Raw genomic sequence first — 14,561 nt, 5'->3', positions numbered from 1 at the left:
ATCTATGAGAGTGGCAGGCGGTTTGGCTACCATTAAGCATCCTCTGCAAACGGAATCCTGACCATGACAAGACGTTACCTGAAACTCGCCATCGCGGGCAGCCTGTTTACCCTGACCGCCTGCGCCCAGCAAAGCGAAATCCGCCAGATGCACCAGAGCGTGAGTACCCTGAGCCAGGAGATGACCCAGCTCAACCAGCAAACGATCAAAATCACCCAACAAAACGCGCTGAACGCCAAATCCACCCGCGGCGTCTATCTGCTGCCGGAGGCCAAAACCCCGGCGCGGCTGGAGAGCCAGATCGGCACCCTGCGCATGTCGGTGGGCAGCATTACGCCGGACGGCGACGGGTCACGCCTGACTTTACGCATTCAGGGTGAATCCAACGATCCGCTGCCGGCCTTTACCGCCACCGTCGCCTCCGGGCAGATCACCGGCACCACCCACAGCTATCAGGAAGTCAATGTTCAGGATCAGCTGATTAGCGCCCCGGCCAGCATCCTCGCCCCCAGCGATGTGGATATCCCGTTGCGTCTGAACGTGACGCCCGACAAAGTCGGGTTTATTCGCGTCCACGATATCCAGCCCGCCGCCGCACAGTAAATCTTCACGCCGGGCCCTGCCCCGCCCGGCTACCTCCAGCCCCGTCTTTCTTATCCACTTACAACTTTTCACAAGAGTTCATTAGAAATCGTTCTGTATGGCGATTTTCAGTAGCATTTTGTCAAGAAATGCATAGAATCGTGAACGCAATCGATTACGCATGTTCTGGTTATGTGAAACAACACGTATTTTTGTGAGCAATGATTCCTATAATAGACCCCCACAGAAAGACGAAATATTTAGAAACGCTTCGGCACTTCTTTTAACGCCTTCAGGCTCAATTTAAACAGTGGCATTACTATGAAAAAAACATTACTGGCAGCGGGTGCGGTTGTGGCGCTCTCCACTTCTTTTACTGCGGGCGCGGCAGAAAACGATAAACCGCAGTACCTGTCTGACTGGTGGCACCAGAGTGTTAACGTGGTGGGCAGCTACCACACCCGTTTTGGACCGCAGATCCGTAACGATACCTACCTGGAATATGAAGCGTTCGCCAAAAAAGACTGGTTTGATTTCTACGGCTATATCGATGCCCCGGTATTCTTCGGCGGCAACAGCACGGCAAAAGGTATCTGGAACAACGGCTCGCCGCTGTTTATGGAGATCGAACCGCGTTTCTCTATCGATAAGCTGACCAATACCGATCTGAGCTTCGGGCCGTTCAAAGAGTGGTACTTCGCGAACAACTATATCTACGATATGGGCCGTAACGACTCTCAGGAGCAGAGCACTTGGTATATGGGTCTGGGTACCGATATCGATACCGGCCTGCCGATGAGCCTGTCGCTGAACGTCTACGCCAAATACCAGTGGCAGAACTACGGCGCGTCCAACGAAAACGAGTGGGACGGCTACCGCTTCAAAGTGAAATACTTCGTGCCGCTGACCGACCTGTGGGGCGGCTCGCTGAGCTACATCGGTTTCACCAACTTCGACTGGGGTTCTGATCTCGGCGATGACAACTTCTACGATCTGAACGGGAAGCACGCGCGCACCAGCAACTCCATCGCCTCCAGCCACATCCTGGCGTTGAACTACGCGCACTGGCACTACTCGGTGGTGGCCCGTTACTTCCATAACGGCGGTCAGTGGGCTGACGATGCCAAGCTGAACTTCGGCGATGGCGATTTCAGCGTCCGCTCGACCGGCTGGGGTGGTTACTTCGTGGTCGGTTACAACTTCTAATTGCGGATACAGCAAGACAGCGCCCGGGCCAGCCGGGCGTTTTTATTTCTCCCACACGTCGCACCGCACTTTGCGCAGAAAATCGCTTAACGAGCGATCGGCACACTCGCTGAATCGACGCTCGGTCGCCCTGACCGCCAGACAACGGTCGAGGCGAAAGTTACGATAATCATTACGCAGCTCGCACCAGGCCACCAGCAGCCAGCGCTCCCCCCAGAAAAACAGCCCCAGCGGCAGCACGTCGCGCTCGGTTACCCGGCCAGACTCATCCTGATAGCGCAACTGCAGCACCTGCTGGCCGGAGACCGCCTGATGAATGACGTCAAAATAGGTTTTGGCATAACGATGGGCGCCGAGATCGGGGGCAAACAGGCGGGTCTGCTCCGCCTGGCGCCGGCGCGCCTCCGGCAGGATCGCCAGCATCTTCTCCTGGGCGGATTCCAGCGATTGCGACAGCGCCTCACCGCCCCAGGTTTTCAGCAACCGAATCGCGGCGATCAGCGCTTCGGATTCTTTGGTGGTCAGCATCAGCGGCGGCAGATCGTAGCCCGCCAGCAGGCGATAACCACTCCCCGCCTCGCCCTCCACCGGCACGCCGGAGAGGGAGAGATCGCGAATATCGCGATACACGGTGCGCTCCGACACGCCCAACCGCTCCGCCAGCAGCGCGGCGGTAGTGAGCCGCCTGCCGCGCAGGATCTGCACAATCTGAAATAAACGGTCGGCGCGTCGGGTCATGTCTCACTTCACAAAACGTTTAGGTTAAGCCGGCTGGTGCAGGCCGACGCGGTTGCCCTCGCTGTCAGTAAACAGCGCGATGGTGCCAATATCATTCGGCAGCGTCAGCGGCCCGAAAACACACGCCCCACCCGCCGAGGCAATGCGGTCCAGGGTGGCGGCAAGATGGTCTGTATGCAGATAAATAATAGCGCCCTGCGCTGAAGGGGCGATACCCTCAAATTTGGCCAGCGCGCCGCCGGGGGCCGGATCCTGATGCGGGAACACCGCCAGCTCGGCGCAGTCCATGGTTTCGCGACGTAGCGTCACCTGCATCACCGGCTCATAAAACGCGACGGCGCGATCCATATCGACGACCGGAATTTCAAACCAGTTAATGACGTTATTCATACTTCCTCCTGCTCGTTAGTGAGTTCAGAAGGAGTGTATGGGAGGGCTCCTGACAGCATACTGTCAGCAGGTTTTATCGCGGACAAAAAAAATCCCGGCCGCCTGGGCCGGGATGGCTTTATCTCAACTGAACCGGATTACGGCAGAATAGACGGCTGGTCCGCCCCTTCTTTTTCGACCTTCTGCTGCAGCAGATGCTCGCGCTTCATACCCAGTTTCAACGCCAGCGCAGAGGCGACGTAGATAGAGGAAGCCGTACCGATGGAGACACCGATCAGCATGGTCAGCGAGAAGCCTTCCAGAATCGGGCCGCCGAACAGGAACAGCATCAGGATCACCATCAGGGTGGTCCCGGAGGTGATCAAGGTACGGTGCAGCGTCTGGGTCAACGACACGTTGAAGATCTCGTACGGCGTACCGCGGCGGATCTTACGGAAGTTTTCACGGATACGGTCCGATACCACAATACTGTCGTTCAGCGAGTAGCCGATAACCGACATCAACGAGGCCACAATGGTCAGGTCGATCTCGATATGGAACAGCGACAGTACGCCCATGGTGATCACCACATCGTGCGCCAGGGCGATAACCACCCCGGCAGCCAGACGCCATTCGAAGCGGAAGCCGACGTAGATCAGGATACAGACCAGCGCGGCAATCAGCGCCAGGGCGCCAGTTTGCGCGAGGTCCGCGCCGACGCTCGGGCCGACAAACTCAATTCGCTTCACCGCCGCATTCTGGCTGGTCGATTCGTTAATCACAGTCACGACCTTGCTGCCCAGTTCCTGGCTGACGTTGGCGTCATGCACCGGCGGCATACGTACCATGATGTCGCGGCTGCTGCCAAAGTTCTGCACCTGCGGCTCTTCAAAGCCCGCTTTCTGCAGGGAGTCGCGCATCTGGTCCAGATCGACCGGCTTCTCAAGGGTAATCTCGATCACCGTACCGCCGGTGAAATCGAGCCCCCAGTTAAAGCCGCGGACGCCGATGATGGCGATCGACACAATCAGCAGAAAACCTGAAATGCCGAAGGCCCAGTAGTCCCAGCGCATAAAGTCCCAGACTTTACGGCCGTGGTTCAATTGTTCAACAGTATATTCCTGTGCCACAACGCACTCCTCAGATAGACAGCTTTTTAACGCGCTTGCCGCCGTACAGCAGGTTCACGATGGCACGGGTGCCGACGATAGCGGTAAACATTGAGGTCGCGATACCGATACCGGTGGTAATCGCAAACCCTTTAATGGCACCGGTACCGACCGCGTACAGGATGATCACTTTGATAAGCGTCGTCACGTTGGCGTCGAAGATCGAGCTGAACGCGCCGCGATAACCTTCGTCAATCGCCTGCTGAACGGTACGCCCGTTGCTCAGCTCTTCTTTGATACGCTCGTTGATCAGAACGTTAGCATCGACCGCCACCGCAAGAGTTAACACGATACCCGCGATGCCCGGCATGGTCAGCGTCGCCCCCGGGATCAGGGACATAATGCCGACAATCAGCACCAGGTTGGCAATCAGCGCCGAGGTCGCAATCAGACCGAACTTCTTATAGAAGAGGATCATGAACAGGATAGAGACCACCAGGCCGGCCAGACAGGCTTCCAGACCCTGCTTGATGTTCTGCATACCAAGGGTTGGGCCGATAGTCCGCTCTTCGACGATCTGAATCGGGGCAATCAGCGCGCCGGCACGCAGCAGCAGCGACAGCTGGCGTGCTTCGTTCGGGTTGCTGATACCGGTGATACGGAAGCTGTTACCCAGACGCGACTGGATGTTGGCGATGTTAATCACCTCTTCCTCTTTCGCCAGGATAGCGCGACCGTTAGCGTCTTTCTTACCGCTGTCTTTATACTCCACGAACAGGGTCGCCATCGGCTTACCGATATTGTCCTTGGTGAAGTTAGACATGATATTACCGCCCGCGCTGTCCAGCGAGATGTTGACCTGCGGCTGGTTGTACTCATCCATGCTGGAGGTCGAGTCGGTGATATGGTCACCGGTCAGGATCACTCGCTTGTACAGCACCACCGGCTGGCCTTCACGCGTCTCTTTCACTTCCGAGTCGCCCGGCACGCGGCCAGAGGCAGCGGCGGACTGGTCCACGTTGGTATTGACCAGACGGAACTCGAGGGTCGCGGTTGCGCCAAGGATCTCTTTCGCCCGCGCGGTATCCTGGATACCCGGCAGCTCAACCACGATGCGGTCAGCACCCTGACGCTGAACCAGCGGTTCGGCGACGCCCAGCTGGTTCACACGGTTACGCAGAATGTTAATGTTCTGCTGAACCGCGTACTCACGGGCTTCTTTCAGGCGCTCATCGGTCATCACCGCTTTCAGGCTGTTGTCACCCTGAGAGGAAATCACCAGATCGCGATGGCGAGGGCTGAGATAAGAGATAGCCTGGTCGCGCGCCGCGCTGTCGCGGAAGACGATGCTCAGACCATAGTTGTCTTCCTTGCGCACGGTCGCGTAAGGAATGCCTTTGTCACGCAGTTCGCTGCGCAGGCTGTCGATGTTCTGTTCCTGCAGTTTGCCTAACGCGGTGTCCATGTCGACTTCCATCAGGAAGTGCACGCCGCCGCGCAGATCAAGACCCAGCTTCATTGGCTCGGCATAGAGTGCCGCCAGCCAGCGTGGGGTTGCCGGAGCAAGGTTTAGCGCCACGACGTATTTGTCACCCAGCACGGTAAGCAGCGCTTCACGCGCACGCAGCTGGGTATCAGTGGTGTCGAAGCGCGCAAGAATAGCGCCCTCTTCCAGTGCCACAGACTTCGCGGTTATTTTTTCTTCTTGTAAAGTTTTCTGGACCTGGATCAGCGTTTGCTCACTGGCGGCGACGCCGCGCGCGCCAGTGATTTGAACAGCCGGATCCTCACCATACAGGTTGGGAAGCGCATAGATCAGGCCGACGACAATGACGACGACCAGCATGACGTACTTCCACAAAGGATAACGGTTTAACACGGCAGTTCCCTTTGGGAAAAGTTAGATTACAGCGCCTTCATGGTGCCTTTCGGCAGAACGGCAGCAACGAAGTCACGTTTGATAACCACTTCAGTGGTATCGTTCAGCGCGATAGCAATGTAGCCAGTTTCCGCTACTTTGGTCACGCGACCGACCAGACCGCCGTTGGTCAGCACTTCATCACCTTTGGCGATGGAGTTCATCAGGTTCTTGTGTTCCTTGGTGCGCTTCTGCTGTGGGCGCAGGATCATGAAGTAAAAAATCAGACCGAACACCACCAGCATCAGAATCAGAGACATCGGGCTGCCCTGCGCCGGTGCACCCGTTGCCGCTACCGCATCAGAAATAAAAAAGCTCATTGAAATTCCCTCATTATTAAAATTAATCAACGTTCAAAGGAGGCACGGTGCGCCCCTGACGTTGGTAAAAATCGGTCACGAAGCTCTCTAATTTACCCTCTTCGATAGCCTTGCGTAAACCAGCCATTAAACGCTGATAGTAGCGCAGGTTATGAATGGTATTGAGACGCGCGCCCAATATTTCGTTGCAACGGTCGAGGTGATGCAAGTAAGCGCGTGAATAATTGCGACATGTATAGCAATCACACTCGGCGTCCAGCGGTGCGGTATCGCTTTTGTGCTTCGCGTTGCGGATTTTCACCACGCCGTCGGTGACGAACAGGTGGCCGTTACGCGCGTTGCGCGTCGGCATGACGCAGTCGAACATATCGATACCGCGACGTACCCCTTCCACCAGATCTTCCGGCTTCCCGACGCCCATCAGGTATCGTGGTTTATCGGCCGGGATCTGCGGGCAGACGTGCTCCAGAATACGGTGCATGTCTTCCTTCGGCTCACCGACCGCCAAACCGCCGACAGCGTAGCCATCAAAGCCAATCTCTACCAGACCTTTCACCGAGATATCACGTAAATCTTCGTAAACGCTGCCCTGAATGATGCCGAACAGCGCATTTTTATTGCCAAGGCTATCGAAACGGTCACGGCTGCGCTTGGCCCAGCGCAGAGACATTTCCATCGAGCGCTTGGCGTAATCCCAGTCTGCCGGGTACGGCGTACATTCGTCGAAGATCATCACGATGTCGGAACCGAGATCGTATTGAATCTCCATCGATTTTTCCGGATCGAGGAAAATCGGATCGCCGTTGATCGGGTTGCGGAAATGGACGCCCTGCTCGGTGATCTTACGGATATCGCCAAGGCTGAACACCTGGAAGCCGCCGGAGTCGGTAAGGATCGGTCCTTTCCACTGCATAAAATCGTGCAGATCGCCATGCAGCTTCATGATCTCCTGACCCGGGCGCAGCCACAGGTGGAAGGTGTTGCCGAGAATAATCTGCGCGCCGGTGGCTTCCACTTCTTCCGGCGTCATCCCTTTGACGGTGCCGTAGGTGCCAACGGGCATAAAGGCCGGTGTTTCCACCACGCCGCGCTCAAACACCAGGCGACCGCGGCGGGCGCGACCGTCGGTGGTATCCAGTTCAAATTTCATGCTTGCTCCTGCGTCAGAAAAACAGTCCGACGTTTTCATACTCGCCACGGAATGATTCCGTGGCTAAAAAATGCGTCATGGCGTCCAAAACGCCGGCGGGCCGGCCTTGTCAGGGACGCTCAGAAATAGCCTGCGGATTGTACGTGATAAACATCGCATCCCCGTAGCTAAAAAAGCGATATTTCTGCTCCACCGCCACCTTATAGGCGTTCATGGTGTGCTGATAACCCGCAAACGCCGACACCAGCATAATCAGTGTGGATTCAGGGAGATGGAAGTTGGTTACCAGCGCATCGATCACCTGGTACTGATAACCCGGGTAGATGAAAATCTGCGTATCGTCGAAGAACGGCGCGATCAGGGCGTCTTTCGCCGCCTGCGCCGCGCTCTCCAGCGAGCGTACCGAGGTGGTGCCTACCGCAATCACGCGGTTGCCGCGCGCTTTCGCCGCCAGCACCGCATCGACCACCTCCTGCGGCACTTCCGCATATTCAGAGTGCATGGTGTGCTCTTCAATGCTGTCGACGCGCACCGGCTGGAAAGTCCCCGCCCCCACGTGCAGGGTGACAAACGCCATCTCAACGCCTTTGGCGCGCAGTTTGTCCAGCAGCGGTTCGTCGAAGTGCAGACCGGCGGTCGGGGCGGCTACCGCGCCCGGCCTGGTGCCGTAGACGGTTTGATAGAGTTCGCGATCAGCGTCTTCGTCCGGGCGGTCAATGTAGGGCGGCAGCGGCATATGGCCGATCCCGTTGAGGATCTCCAGCACCGGACGCTCGTCGTTAAATTCCACTTCAAACAGCGCGCCATGACGCGCCAGCATCGTGGCCTTAATGCTCTCGTCATCGCCCAGCAGCAGCTCGGCGCCCGGCTTCGGCGCTTTTGAGGCGCGAATATGGGCCAGTATGCGCTTATCATCCAGCATCCGCTCCACCAGCACTTCAATCTTGCCGCCGCTGGCCTTACGGCCGAACAGACGCGCCGGGATCACCCGGGTGTTGTTAAACACCAGCAGATCGCCGGGATTGAGCTTATCGAGGATGTCGGTGAAGGTGCCATGCGTCAGCGCGCCCGTCGGCCCGTCCAGGGAGAGCAGGCGGCAGCTGCTGCGCTCAGGCATCGGATAGTGGGCGATCAGAGATTCGGGTAGTTCAAAAGCAAAATCGGTAACGCGCATGACGGTAACTCAGACTGAATAAAGAGGCGGGTAGTCTAGTGCCGGGGCGTTCCGCCTGCAACCTTTACCCCTCCGGATGAATGACATAATCTATATTCCAAATCATTCCGAATGCCGCCATGCGGCAACCGAATGCCTTACCGGTGGCAAAGGTGCCGCGCGCAGCCAGGCAGCATGCCATGCGGACACCGAGGCGCCGTTCAGCGCAACATCGGAGATTCCACCTGCCCGCTCGTATTTAAAGGATGTCGTTTTATGAATTTTCTCGCCCACCTGCACCTCGCCCATCTCGCCGACAGCTCGCTGCCCGGCAACCTGATGGCCGATTTTGTGCGCGGCAACCCGCAGGGCGACTATCCGGCGGAGATCATCGACGGCATCTATATGCATCGCCGGATTGACGTGATGACTGACAACCTGGCGGAAGTCAAAGAGGCGCGGGAGTGGTTTCGCCCGCAAACCCGTCGCGTCGCCCCCATCACCCTCGATGTCATGTGGGATCATTTCCTGTCGCAGCACTGGGCGCAGCTCTCCCCTGACCTGCCGCTGGACGAGTTCGTGCGCTACGCCGAGCAGCAGATCGTCCCCATCCTGCCTGACTCGCCGCCACGCTTCGTCAATCTGAATCAGTACCTGTGGTCGGAGCGCTGGCTGGAGCGCTATCAGGAGATGGATTTTATTCAGCGCGTGCTTAACGGCATGGCCAGCCGCCGTCCGCGTCTCGACGCCCTACGCGATTCCTGGCAGGATCTGGATACCCACTACGACCAGCTGGAGGGGCAGTTCTGGCGCTTTTATCCGCAAATGATGCGCCTGGCAGAAAACAAACAACTGTAATCGTTGCATCATTGATAGGTAAAAGCTGGCTGAACGATTGTTAGCGCCTCTTTGTGTTATTACCGGCCAGGCTCTATACTTGCCCGCGTTGCGTTCCAAATAACCTTAGTAATTACAGGAGAATCAAATGGTTCTGGTCACTCGTCAAGCGCCGGATTTTACTGCAGCCGCTGTGCTGGGTAATGGTGAGATCGTTGAGAAATTCAATTTCAAACAGCACACCAACGGTAAACCTACCGTTCTGTTCTTCTGGCCGATGGACTTCACCTTCGTTTGCCCGTCTGAGCTGATCGCGTTCGACAAACGTTACGAAGAATTCCAGAAACGCGGCGTGGAAGTGGTTGGCGTTTCCTTCGATTCCGAGTTCGTTCACAACGCATGGCGTAACACCCCGGTAGACCAGGGCGGTATCGGCCCGGTTAAATACGCGATGGTTGCTGACATCAAACGTGAAATCCAGAAAGCTTACGGTATCGAGCATCCGGACGAAGGCGTAGCGCTGCGCGGCTCTTTCCTGATCGACGCTAACGGCGTGGTACGCCACCAGGTGGTTAACGACCTGCCGCTGGGCCGTAACATCGACGAAATGCTGCGTATGGTTGACGCGCTGCAGTTCCACGAAGAGCACGGCGAAGTCTGCCCGGCGCAGTGGGAAAAAGGAAAAGAAGGTATGGCTGCTTCTCCGGAAGGCGTAGCAAAATACCTGACCGAAAACGTCTCCAGCCTGTAATCGGCAGGCGTTTTAATAAAAGGCTCGCTCAGGCGGGCCTTTTTTGTTAGCAGTGTCAAAATTTAAGAAAATGACCCGCCGATATTTGTGACCAGAGATACACTTCTGCCGAAAAAATTCGCCCTACCTCTCACTTTTTCTCTGTCAAATTTCAGCGTCAAAATACAAAGCCTTCATAACCCACTGAAAAATACATAAATTATTTATATCGTTTTCTGCCGGTACTTTGCCGTCGATGTGATCCCCATCAATATTTAAAACCCCGGATGTGATCTCATCCATCATTTTCATCAATGTATTTAGTCATGATTTTACTCAGGAACAGGAATACGTTCAGGAGCTGAGGATGGAAATTATTTTTGACCCGTCGTTAATCGCCCTTAAGCAGAATATTTCCCGTGCGGAAGAGGCCATCGAACTGGCGGGTTCATTACTCGCCAGGCGTCAGATTTGCAGCGCCGAATATGTCAACGAGATGCTGACGGTATATGAAGATTTCGGCGCTGCTATCGTCATAGACGACGGGATTGCCATGCCGCACGCCCGGCCGGAAAAAGGGGCATTGCAAACCGGATTTTCGCTTGTCACCACCGCCACGCCAATCTCCTTCGGCCACGATGAGTTCGATCCGGTTACCGTGATCATCGCTATCGCCGGCGCGGACGCTGACAGTCATATCAAAATGATCCAACTGATAGCCTCGCTGATCGAGTCAGATATTGTGACCTTCCTTCAGCAGGAAAATGACGTGAATTCAGTCTTACATTTCATCCAAAAACAAATGGAGTAGTCATTATGTTAGTTATCAGAACAGTTTGTGGTAACGGTATTGGCAGTTCATTGATGGCTGCGAATAATGTCAAAAAGATCTGTGAAGAATTAGGTATCAAAGCAGACGTCGCCTCGGTCGATTTTGCTAACGCCGTCGGCGAAAAAGCCGACCTTTACGTCACGATCAAAGAACTGGCAAATCAATTTCCAGCCCACTGTCATGTCGCCATCATTCGCAGCTACGTCCATAAAGCGAAAATCGCCGAGGATATTACCGACGCGCTGACCAAAATTGCGGCGAATCACTCTTAATTAACATAGAGGGAACGACCATGCAGGCTATTCTTAGTTTCTTAGCGGAAATATTCAGTCAACCTGCTTTTTTAATGGGGCTGATTGCTTTTGTCGGTTTAGTGGCGCTGCGCTCCCCCGGTAACAAACTCCTTACCGGCACATTAAAACCGATTCTAGGCTATTTAATGTTGAGCGCTGGCGCAGGCGTTATCGTTGCCAATCTCAACCCGCTGGGCGGTATTATCGAGGCCGGGTTTAATATCCGCGGCGTTATTCCAAACAATGAAGCCATTGTCTCCGTCGCCCAGAAGATGCTGGGCGTGGAAACCATGAGTATTTTGCTGTTAGGCTTTATTTTCAACCTGATTATCGCCCGCTGTACCAAGTATAAATATATCTTTCTGACCGGCCATCACTCGTTCTTCCTCGCCTGCCTGTTTTCCGCTGTCCTGCAGGCGGCGGAGTTCCATGGCTGGATGTTGATCCTGATCGGCGGATTCCTGCTGGGGTCATGGTCGGCCATCTCCCCCGCGATTGGTCAGCGTTACACCAAGCAGGTCACGGAAGACGGTGGGATCGCCATGGGTCATTTCGGCTCCCTCGGCTACTACCTCTCGGCATGGATCGCCAGCCGGACCGGCAATCCGGCAAATTCCTTCGCGGATACCGAAATTTCAGAAAAGTGGGGCTTTCTGCGCGATACCACCGTCACCACCGGTATCGTGATGTTTGTTATCTACTTTGTCTGCAGCGCTGTCGCCGGATCGGCATACCTGAGCACCATCACCGACCAAAACATGCTGATCTTCTCGGTGCTGACCGGCCTGCAGTTCGCCGTTGGCGTGGCCATTGTGTACAACGGTGTGCGGCTGATCCTCGGCGATCTGGTGCCGGCATTCCAGGGCATCAGCCAGAAGCTGATCCCGGACTCCATCCCGGCCGTTGACTGCGCGGTATTCTTCACCTTTAGCCCCACCGCCGTGGTGGTGGGTTTCATCAGCTCCTTCGTGGGCGGGCTGGTCGGGATGCTCTTGCTCGGCGGGCTGGGCATGGCGCTGATTATTCCCGGCATGGTGCCGCACTTCTTCTGCGGCGGCACGTCCGGCGTCTTCGCCGACAAGCTGGGCGGCAAGCGCGGATGTATCATCGCCTCCTTTATCGGGGGGATCTTCCTCGCCTTCCTGCCGGCGATGCTGCTGCCGGCGCTCGGCAACCTCGGGTTTGAAAACAGCACCTTCGCCGATTTCGACTTCGCGGTATGGGGCATCATTATCGGTAACGCCTTCACCCAGTTTGGCCAGGTCACTATCTACCTGATTTGTCTGGTGCTGCTCGTCGCGCTGCTGGCGCCTTTCTGTTTCCGTCACGTACGGGTGGTTGGCGATACGCTCAGCTATGAGGAGCTCACGGCGAAGCAGAAAAATGAATAAGCGACGTCATTTTTCCCGGCGGGGAGGTCAGGCTTCCCGCCGCTGACCAATAATCAGGAGTGGTTATGGCTATTTTGTCCATTGGATTTGCTTGTTTCGATCAGTTTTTCTTTCTCAATGAATGGCCTCAGGAGAATACCAAAAACTTTTGTCATGATTTTATAGAAAGCGGCGGCGGCCCAGCGGCCAATGCGGCATGGCTGCTGGGATTATGGGGTGAGGAAGTCTATTACATTGGTCATCTGCATCAGGACCTTTACGGTCAGCGCATTATCGATGAGTTTGCCGAAGCGGGCGTGGATACCAGCCAGGTGGTTTTTTCCGATGACATGATCACTCCGCTGGCCTCGGTGCTGGTCAATCGCTTAACGGGTTCGCGGACGATTATTACCCGCAAGATGCAAACGCCACCTTCCCTGACCTACGATCAAAAGCTCAAACTGGACGACCTCGCCGAGCGGCTGATTGCCAGCGAGGAGCCGGTCACCATTTTAATTGACGGCCATGAGGCAGAAATCAGTGAATATTTAATCAAGAAACTGCCCCACGCCAAAGTCGTGATGGACGGGGGTTCACTGCGTGCCAGCAATATTAAACTGGCGGCCTGGACTGACTATTTTGTCGTAAGCGAACATTTTGCCCGCGATTATATGAGCTATCGTTCACTGAGCACCGAAGCAGACATTAAAGCGGCCCTGATTGAACTGAATAAAATTTGCCGCGGCGAGGCGTTTATCACCCTTGGCGAAAAAGGCTGCGCCTTCTTAAAGAGCGGTATGCTGCAGATCGTCCCGTCCTGGCTGTGCAATGCCGTTGATACCACCGGCGCCGGGGATGTTTTTCACGGTGCCTTTACCTATGGCGTCCATTATTCGTGGCATATAGATAATATTATTTTATTTGCCAGCCTGACCGCCGCTATTTCTATTGAGAAAAAAGGGGTACGGGAATCGATGCCGGATCTGGCGGTCGTCCACCACTCGCTAAATAGCTACGAGAGAAATTTAAAGCAATATTTTGAAGAATAACTGCGTTTAATACATATCAAGAGGTGAATATGTTAGTGTCGATGAAGGACATGCTTCAGCATGCCCTAAAGAACGGTTACGCCGTCGGTCAGTTCAACATTAATAATCTGGAATGGGTCGGCGCCGTATTAAGCACCGCCCAGCAGTGCCGCTCACCGGTTATTTTGGGCGTGTCCGGCGGCACGGTTAAGCATATGCTCGGGCTAAAATGTATTCATGATATTGTGGTGAATGCCATAGATTATTTACATATTGATATTCCGGTGGCTCTGCATCTGGATCACGGCACTACCCAGGAGGCCTGCGAAGCCGCGATCGCTGCCGGCTTCAGTTCCATTATGTTTGATGGTTCACATCTGCCGTTCAGGGAAAACCTGACCATCACCCGCCACCTGGTGGCGCTGGCGCACAGCAAGGGCATCTCCGTGGAAGCCGAACTGGGGACCATCGCTGGCAGTGAAGATGGTATCGTTAACTCCGAGGTCATTTACGCCGATCCTGAAGAGTGCTACACCCTGGTGACAGAAACGCAGGTGGATTGCCTCGCCGCCGCGCTGGGTTCCACCCATGGTCTGTATAAAGGTAAAGCCCGGCTGGGATTTACTGAGATGAAAGCCATTGCCGAGCGCGTGAAGGTCCCGCTGGTGCTGCATGGCGGCACCGGTATTGCCGATGAGGATATGCGCCGGGCGATTGCCTGCGGCACCGCCAAGATTAACGTCAATACCGAAAACATGTACGCCTGGTGCCAGCAGGTGAAAGCGATCTTTGCCGCCGATACCGGGCACGATGTGAACGATCCGCGGAAAGTCATCACCCAGGGACTGCAGCCGGTACGTGAGATGATTGCCCGCCGCATGGCGCTTTTTGGCTCACAGCAGCGCTATTGACGCCGGGCCTGCGGC

Annotated in this window: 18 protein-coding genes; 9 read left to right on the top strand and 9 right to left on the bottom strand. The window is 55.5% G+C overall.

The genetic code is table 11. The features are described from left to right. Positions 1-63: 63 nt before the first annotated feature. The gene (locus NKJ21_RS19795; RefSeq protein ID WP_008805374.1) at positions 64-603 is read left to right on the top strand and encodes a DUF3251 domain-containing protein; all 540 of its coding nucleotides are present in this window, start codon (positions 64-66) and stop codon (positions 601-603) included. Positions 604-903: 300 nt separating this feature from the next. Beyond that, entirely contained in the window at positions 904-1,788 is an 885-nt protein-coding gene (locus NKJ21_RS19790) for a nucleoside-specific channel-forming protein Tsx (RefSeq protein ID WP_004204836.1), read from the top strand. 42 nt (positions 1,789-1,830) lie between these two features. On the opposite strand, the gene NKJ21_RS19785 is transcribed toward NKJ21_RS19790, so the two are convergent. The 8 genes from NKJ21_RS19785 to NKJ21_RS19750 all read right to left on the bottom strand — a co-directional run bounded on the left by NKJ21_RS19785 (position 1,831) and on the right by NKJ21_RS19750 (position 8,747). Next, positions 1,831-2,526 (bottom strand): YafY family protein, encoded by a 696-nt coding sequence (locus NKJ21_RS19785; protein ID WP_008805373.1) that lies wholly within the window; start codon positions 2,524-2,526, stop codon positions 1,831-1,833. A 24-nt stretch (positions 2,527-2,550) separates the two neighbouring features. Then, positions 2,551-2,916: a VOC family protein gene (locus NKJ21_RS19780; protein ID WP_008805372.1), complete on the bottom strand. Its 366-nt coding sequence runs from the start codon at positions 2,914-2,916 to the stop codon at positions 2,551-2,553. A 137-nt stretch (positions 2,917-3,053) separates the two neighbouring features. Beyond that, positions 3,054-4,025, bottom strand: a complete 972-nt coding sequence (gene secF, locus NKJ21_RS19775) for a protein translocase subunit SecF (RefSeq protein WP_008805371.1) — start codon at positions 4,023-4,025, stop codon at positions 3,054-3,056. A gap of 10 nt (positions 4,026-4,035) precedes the next feature. Beyond that, on the bottom strand, positions 4,036-5,883 hold the full coding sequence (gene secD / locus NKJ21_RS19770) for a protein translocase subunit SecD (RefSeq protein WP_008805370.1): 1,848 nt from the start codon (positions 5,881-5,883) through the stop codon (positions 4,036-4,038). 26 nt (positions 5,884-5,909) lie between these two features. Then, on the bottom strand, positions 5,910-6,242 hold the full coding sequence (gene yajC / locus NKJ21_RS19765) for a preprotein translocase subunit YajC (RefSeq protein WP_002890398.1): 333 nt from the start codon (positions 6,240-6,242) through the stop codon (positions 5,910-5,912). A gap of 22 nt (positions 6,243-6,264) precedes the next feature. Beyond that, positions 6,265-7,392, bottom strand: coding sequence for a tRNA guanosine(34) transglycosylase Tgt (tgt, locus tag NKJ21_RS19760; protein WP_002890395.1), 1,128 nt, complete (start codon positions 7,390-7,392; stop codon positions 6,265-6,267). Positions 7,393-7,501: 109 nt separating this feature from the next. Then, complete coding sequence (gene queA / locus NKJ21_RS19755) at positions 7,502-8,566, bottom strand: tRNA preQ1(34) S-adenosylmethionine ribosyltransferase-isomerase QueA (RefSeq protein WP_002890390.1); 1,065 nt, start codon at positions 8,564-8,566, stop codon at positions 7,502-7,504. A gap of 64 nt (positions 8,567-8,630) precedes the next feature. Further along, positions 8,631-8,747, bottom strand: coding sequence for a hypothetical protein (locus tag NKJ21_RS19750; protein WP_004218831.1), 117 nt, complete (start codon positions 8,745-8,747; stop codon positions 8,631-8,633). Positions 8,748-8,821: 74 nt separating this feature from the next. Here NKJ21_RS19750 and acpH point away from each other — a divergent pair, with 74 nt between their 5' ends. Beyond that, positions 8,822-9,403 (top strand): ACP phosphodiesterase, encoded by a 582-nt coding sequence (gene acpH, locus NKJ21_RS19745; protein ID WP_008805369.1) that lies wholly within the window; start codon positions 8,822-8,824, stop codon positions 9,401-9,403. A 127-nt stretch (positions 9,404-9,530) separates the two neighbouring features. Beyond that, entirely contained in the window at positions 9,531-10,133 is a 603-nt protein-coding gene (locus NKJ21_RS19740; protein ID WP_004178733.1) for a peroxiredoxin, read from the top strand. Positions 10,134-10,277: 144 nt separating this feature from the next. On the opposite strand, the gene NKJ21_RS19735 is transcribed toward NKJ21_RS19740, so the two are convergent. After that, the gene (locus NKJ21_RS19735; protein ID WP_012542702.1) at positions 10,278-10,424 is read right to left on the bottom strand and encodes a hypothetical protein; all 147 of its coding nucleotides are present in this window, start codon (positions 10,422-10,424) and stop codon (positions 10,278-10,280) included. A 55-nt stretch (positions 10,425-10,479) separates the two neighbouring features. Here NKJ21_RS19735 and NKJ21_RS19730 point away from each other — a divergent pair, with 55 nt between their 5' ends. The 5 genes from NKJ21_RS19730 to fba all read left to right on the top strand — a co-directional run bounded on the left by NKJ21_RS19730 (position 10,480) and on the right by fba (position 14,546). Then, positions 10,480-10,923, top strand: coding sequence for a PTS sugar transporter subunit IIA (locus NKJ21_RS19730; RefSeq protein WP_012542703.1), 444 nt, complete (start codon positions 10,480-10,482; stop codon positions 10,921-10,923). A gap of 5 nt (positions 10,924-10,928) precedes the next feature. Continuing rightward, positions 10,929-11,216 (top strand): PTS sugar transporter subunit IIB, encoded by a 288-nt coding sequence (locus NKJ21_RS19725; protein ID WP_012968839.1) that lies wholly within the window; start codon positions 10,929-10,931, stop codon positions 11,214-11,216. A 20-nt stretch (positions 11,217-11,236) separates the two neighbouring features. Then, entirely contained in the window at positions 11,237-12,628 is a 1,392-nt protein-coding gene (locus tag NKJ21_RS19720) for a PTS ascorbate transporter subunit IIC (protein ID WP_012542705.1), read from the top strand. A 65-nt stretch (positions 12,629-12,693) separates the two neighbouring features. Beyond that, entirely contained in the window at positions 12,694-13,656 is a 963-nt protein-coding gene (locus NKJ21_RS19715; RefSeq protein WP_008805365.1) for a carbohydrate kinase family protein, read from the top strand. Between the two features lie 35 nt (positions 13,657-13,691). Then, a complete protein-coding gene (gene fba / locus NKJ21_RS19710; protein WP_162493339.1) occupies positions 13,692-14,546 on the top strand; it encodes a class II fructose-1,6-bisphosphate aldolase in 855 nt (284 codons plus the stop codon). Positions 14,547-14,561 lie beyond the last annotated feature (15 nt).

It is taken from the genome of Klebsiella sp. SWET4 (assembly GCF_024296565.1).
GTDB classification, from domain to species: Bacteria; Pseudomonadota; Gammaproteobacteria; order Enterobacterales; family Enterobacteriaceae; genus Klebsiella; species Klebsiella variicola.
The sequence above is the reverse complement of the archived record's forward strand: the minus strand, read 5'-3'. Positions and strand labels throughout refer to the sequence as shown.

Coding starts and splice junctions, on each gene's coding strand:
- queA (WP_002890390.1), bottom strand. CDS start 8,566: ATGCGCGTTACCGATTTTGCTTTTGAACTACCCGAATCTCTGATCGCC.
- NKJ21_RS19740 (WP_004178733.1), top strand. CDS start 9,531: ATGGTTCTGGTCACTCGTCAAGCGCCGGATTTTACTGCAGCCGCTGTG.
- acpH (WP_008805369.1), top strand. CDS start 8,822: ATGAATTTTCTCGCCCACCTGCACCTCGCCCATCTCGCCGACAGCTCG.
- NKJ21_RS19780 (WP_008805372.1), bottom strand. CDS start 2,916: ATGAATAACGTCATTAACTGGTTTGAAATTCCGGTCGTCGATATGGAT.
- NKJ21_RS19715 (WP_008805365.1), top strand. CDS start 12,694: ATGGCTATTTTGTCCATTGGATTTGCTTGTTTCGATCAGTTTTTCTTT.
- NKJ21_RS19790 (WP_004204836.1), top strand. CDS start 904: ATGAAAAAAACATTACTGGCAGCGGGTGCGGTTGTGGCGCTCTCCACT.
- NKJ21_RS19720 (WP_012542705.1), top strand. CDS start 11,237: ATGCAGGCTATTCTTAGTTTCTTAGCGGAAATATTCAGTCAACCTGCT.
- NKJ21_RS19795 (WP_008805374.1), top strand. CDS start 64: ATGACAAGACGTTACCTGAAACTCGCCATCGCGGGCAGCCTGTTTACC.
- NKJ21_RS19750 (WP_004218831.1), bottom strand. CDS start 8,747: ATGGCATGCTGCCTGGCTGCGCGCGGCACCTTTGCCACCGGTAAGGCA.
- NKJ21_RS19735 (WP_012542702.1), bottom strand. CDS start 10,424: ATGAAAATGATGGATGAGATCACATCCGGGGTTTTAAATATTGATGGG.
- yajC (WP_002890398.1), bottom strand. CDS start 6,242: ATGAGCTTTTTTATTTCTGATGCGGTAGCGGCAACGGGTGCACCGGCG.
- NKJ21_RS19785 (WP_008805373.1), bottom strand. CDS start 2,526: ATGACCCGACGCGCCGACCGTTTATTTCAGATTGTGCAGATCCTGCGC.
- NKJ21_RS19725 (WP_012968839.1), top strand. CDS start 10,929: ATGTTAGTTATCAGAACAGTTTGTGGTAACGGTATTGGCAGTTCATTG.
- NKJ21_RS19730 (WP_012542703.1), top strand. CDS start 10,480: ATGGAAATTATTTTTGACCCGTCGTTAATCGCCCTTAAGCAGAATATT.
- tgt (WP_002890395.1), bottom strand. CDS start 7,392: ATGAAATTTGAACTGGATACCACCGACGGTCGCGCCCGCCGCGGTCGC.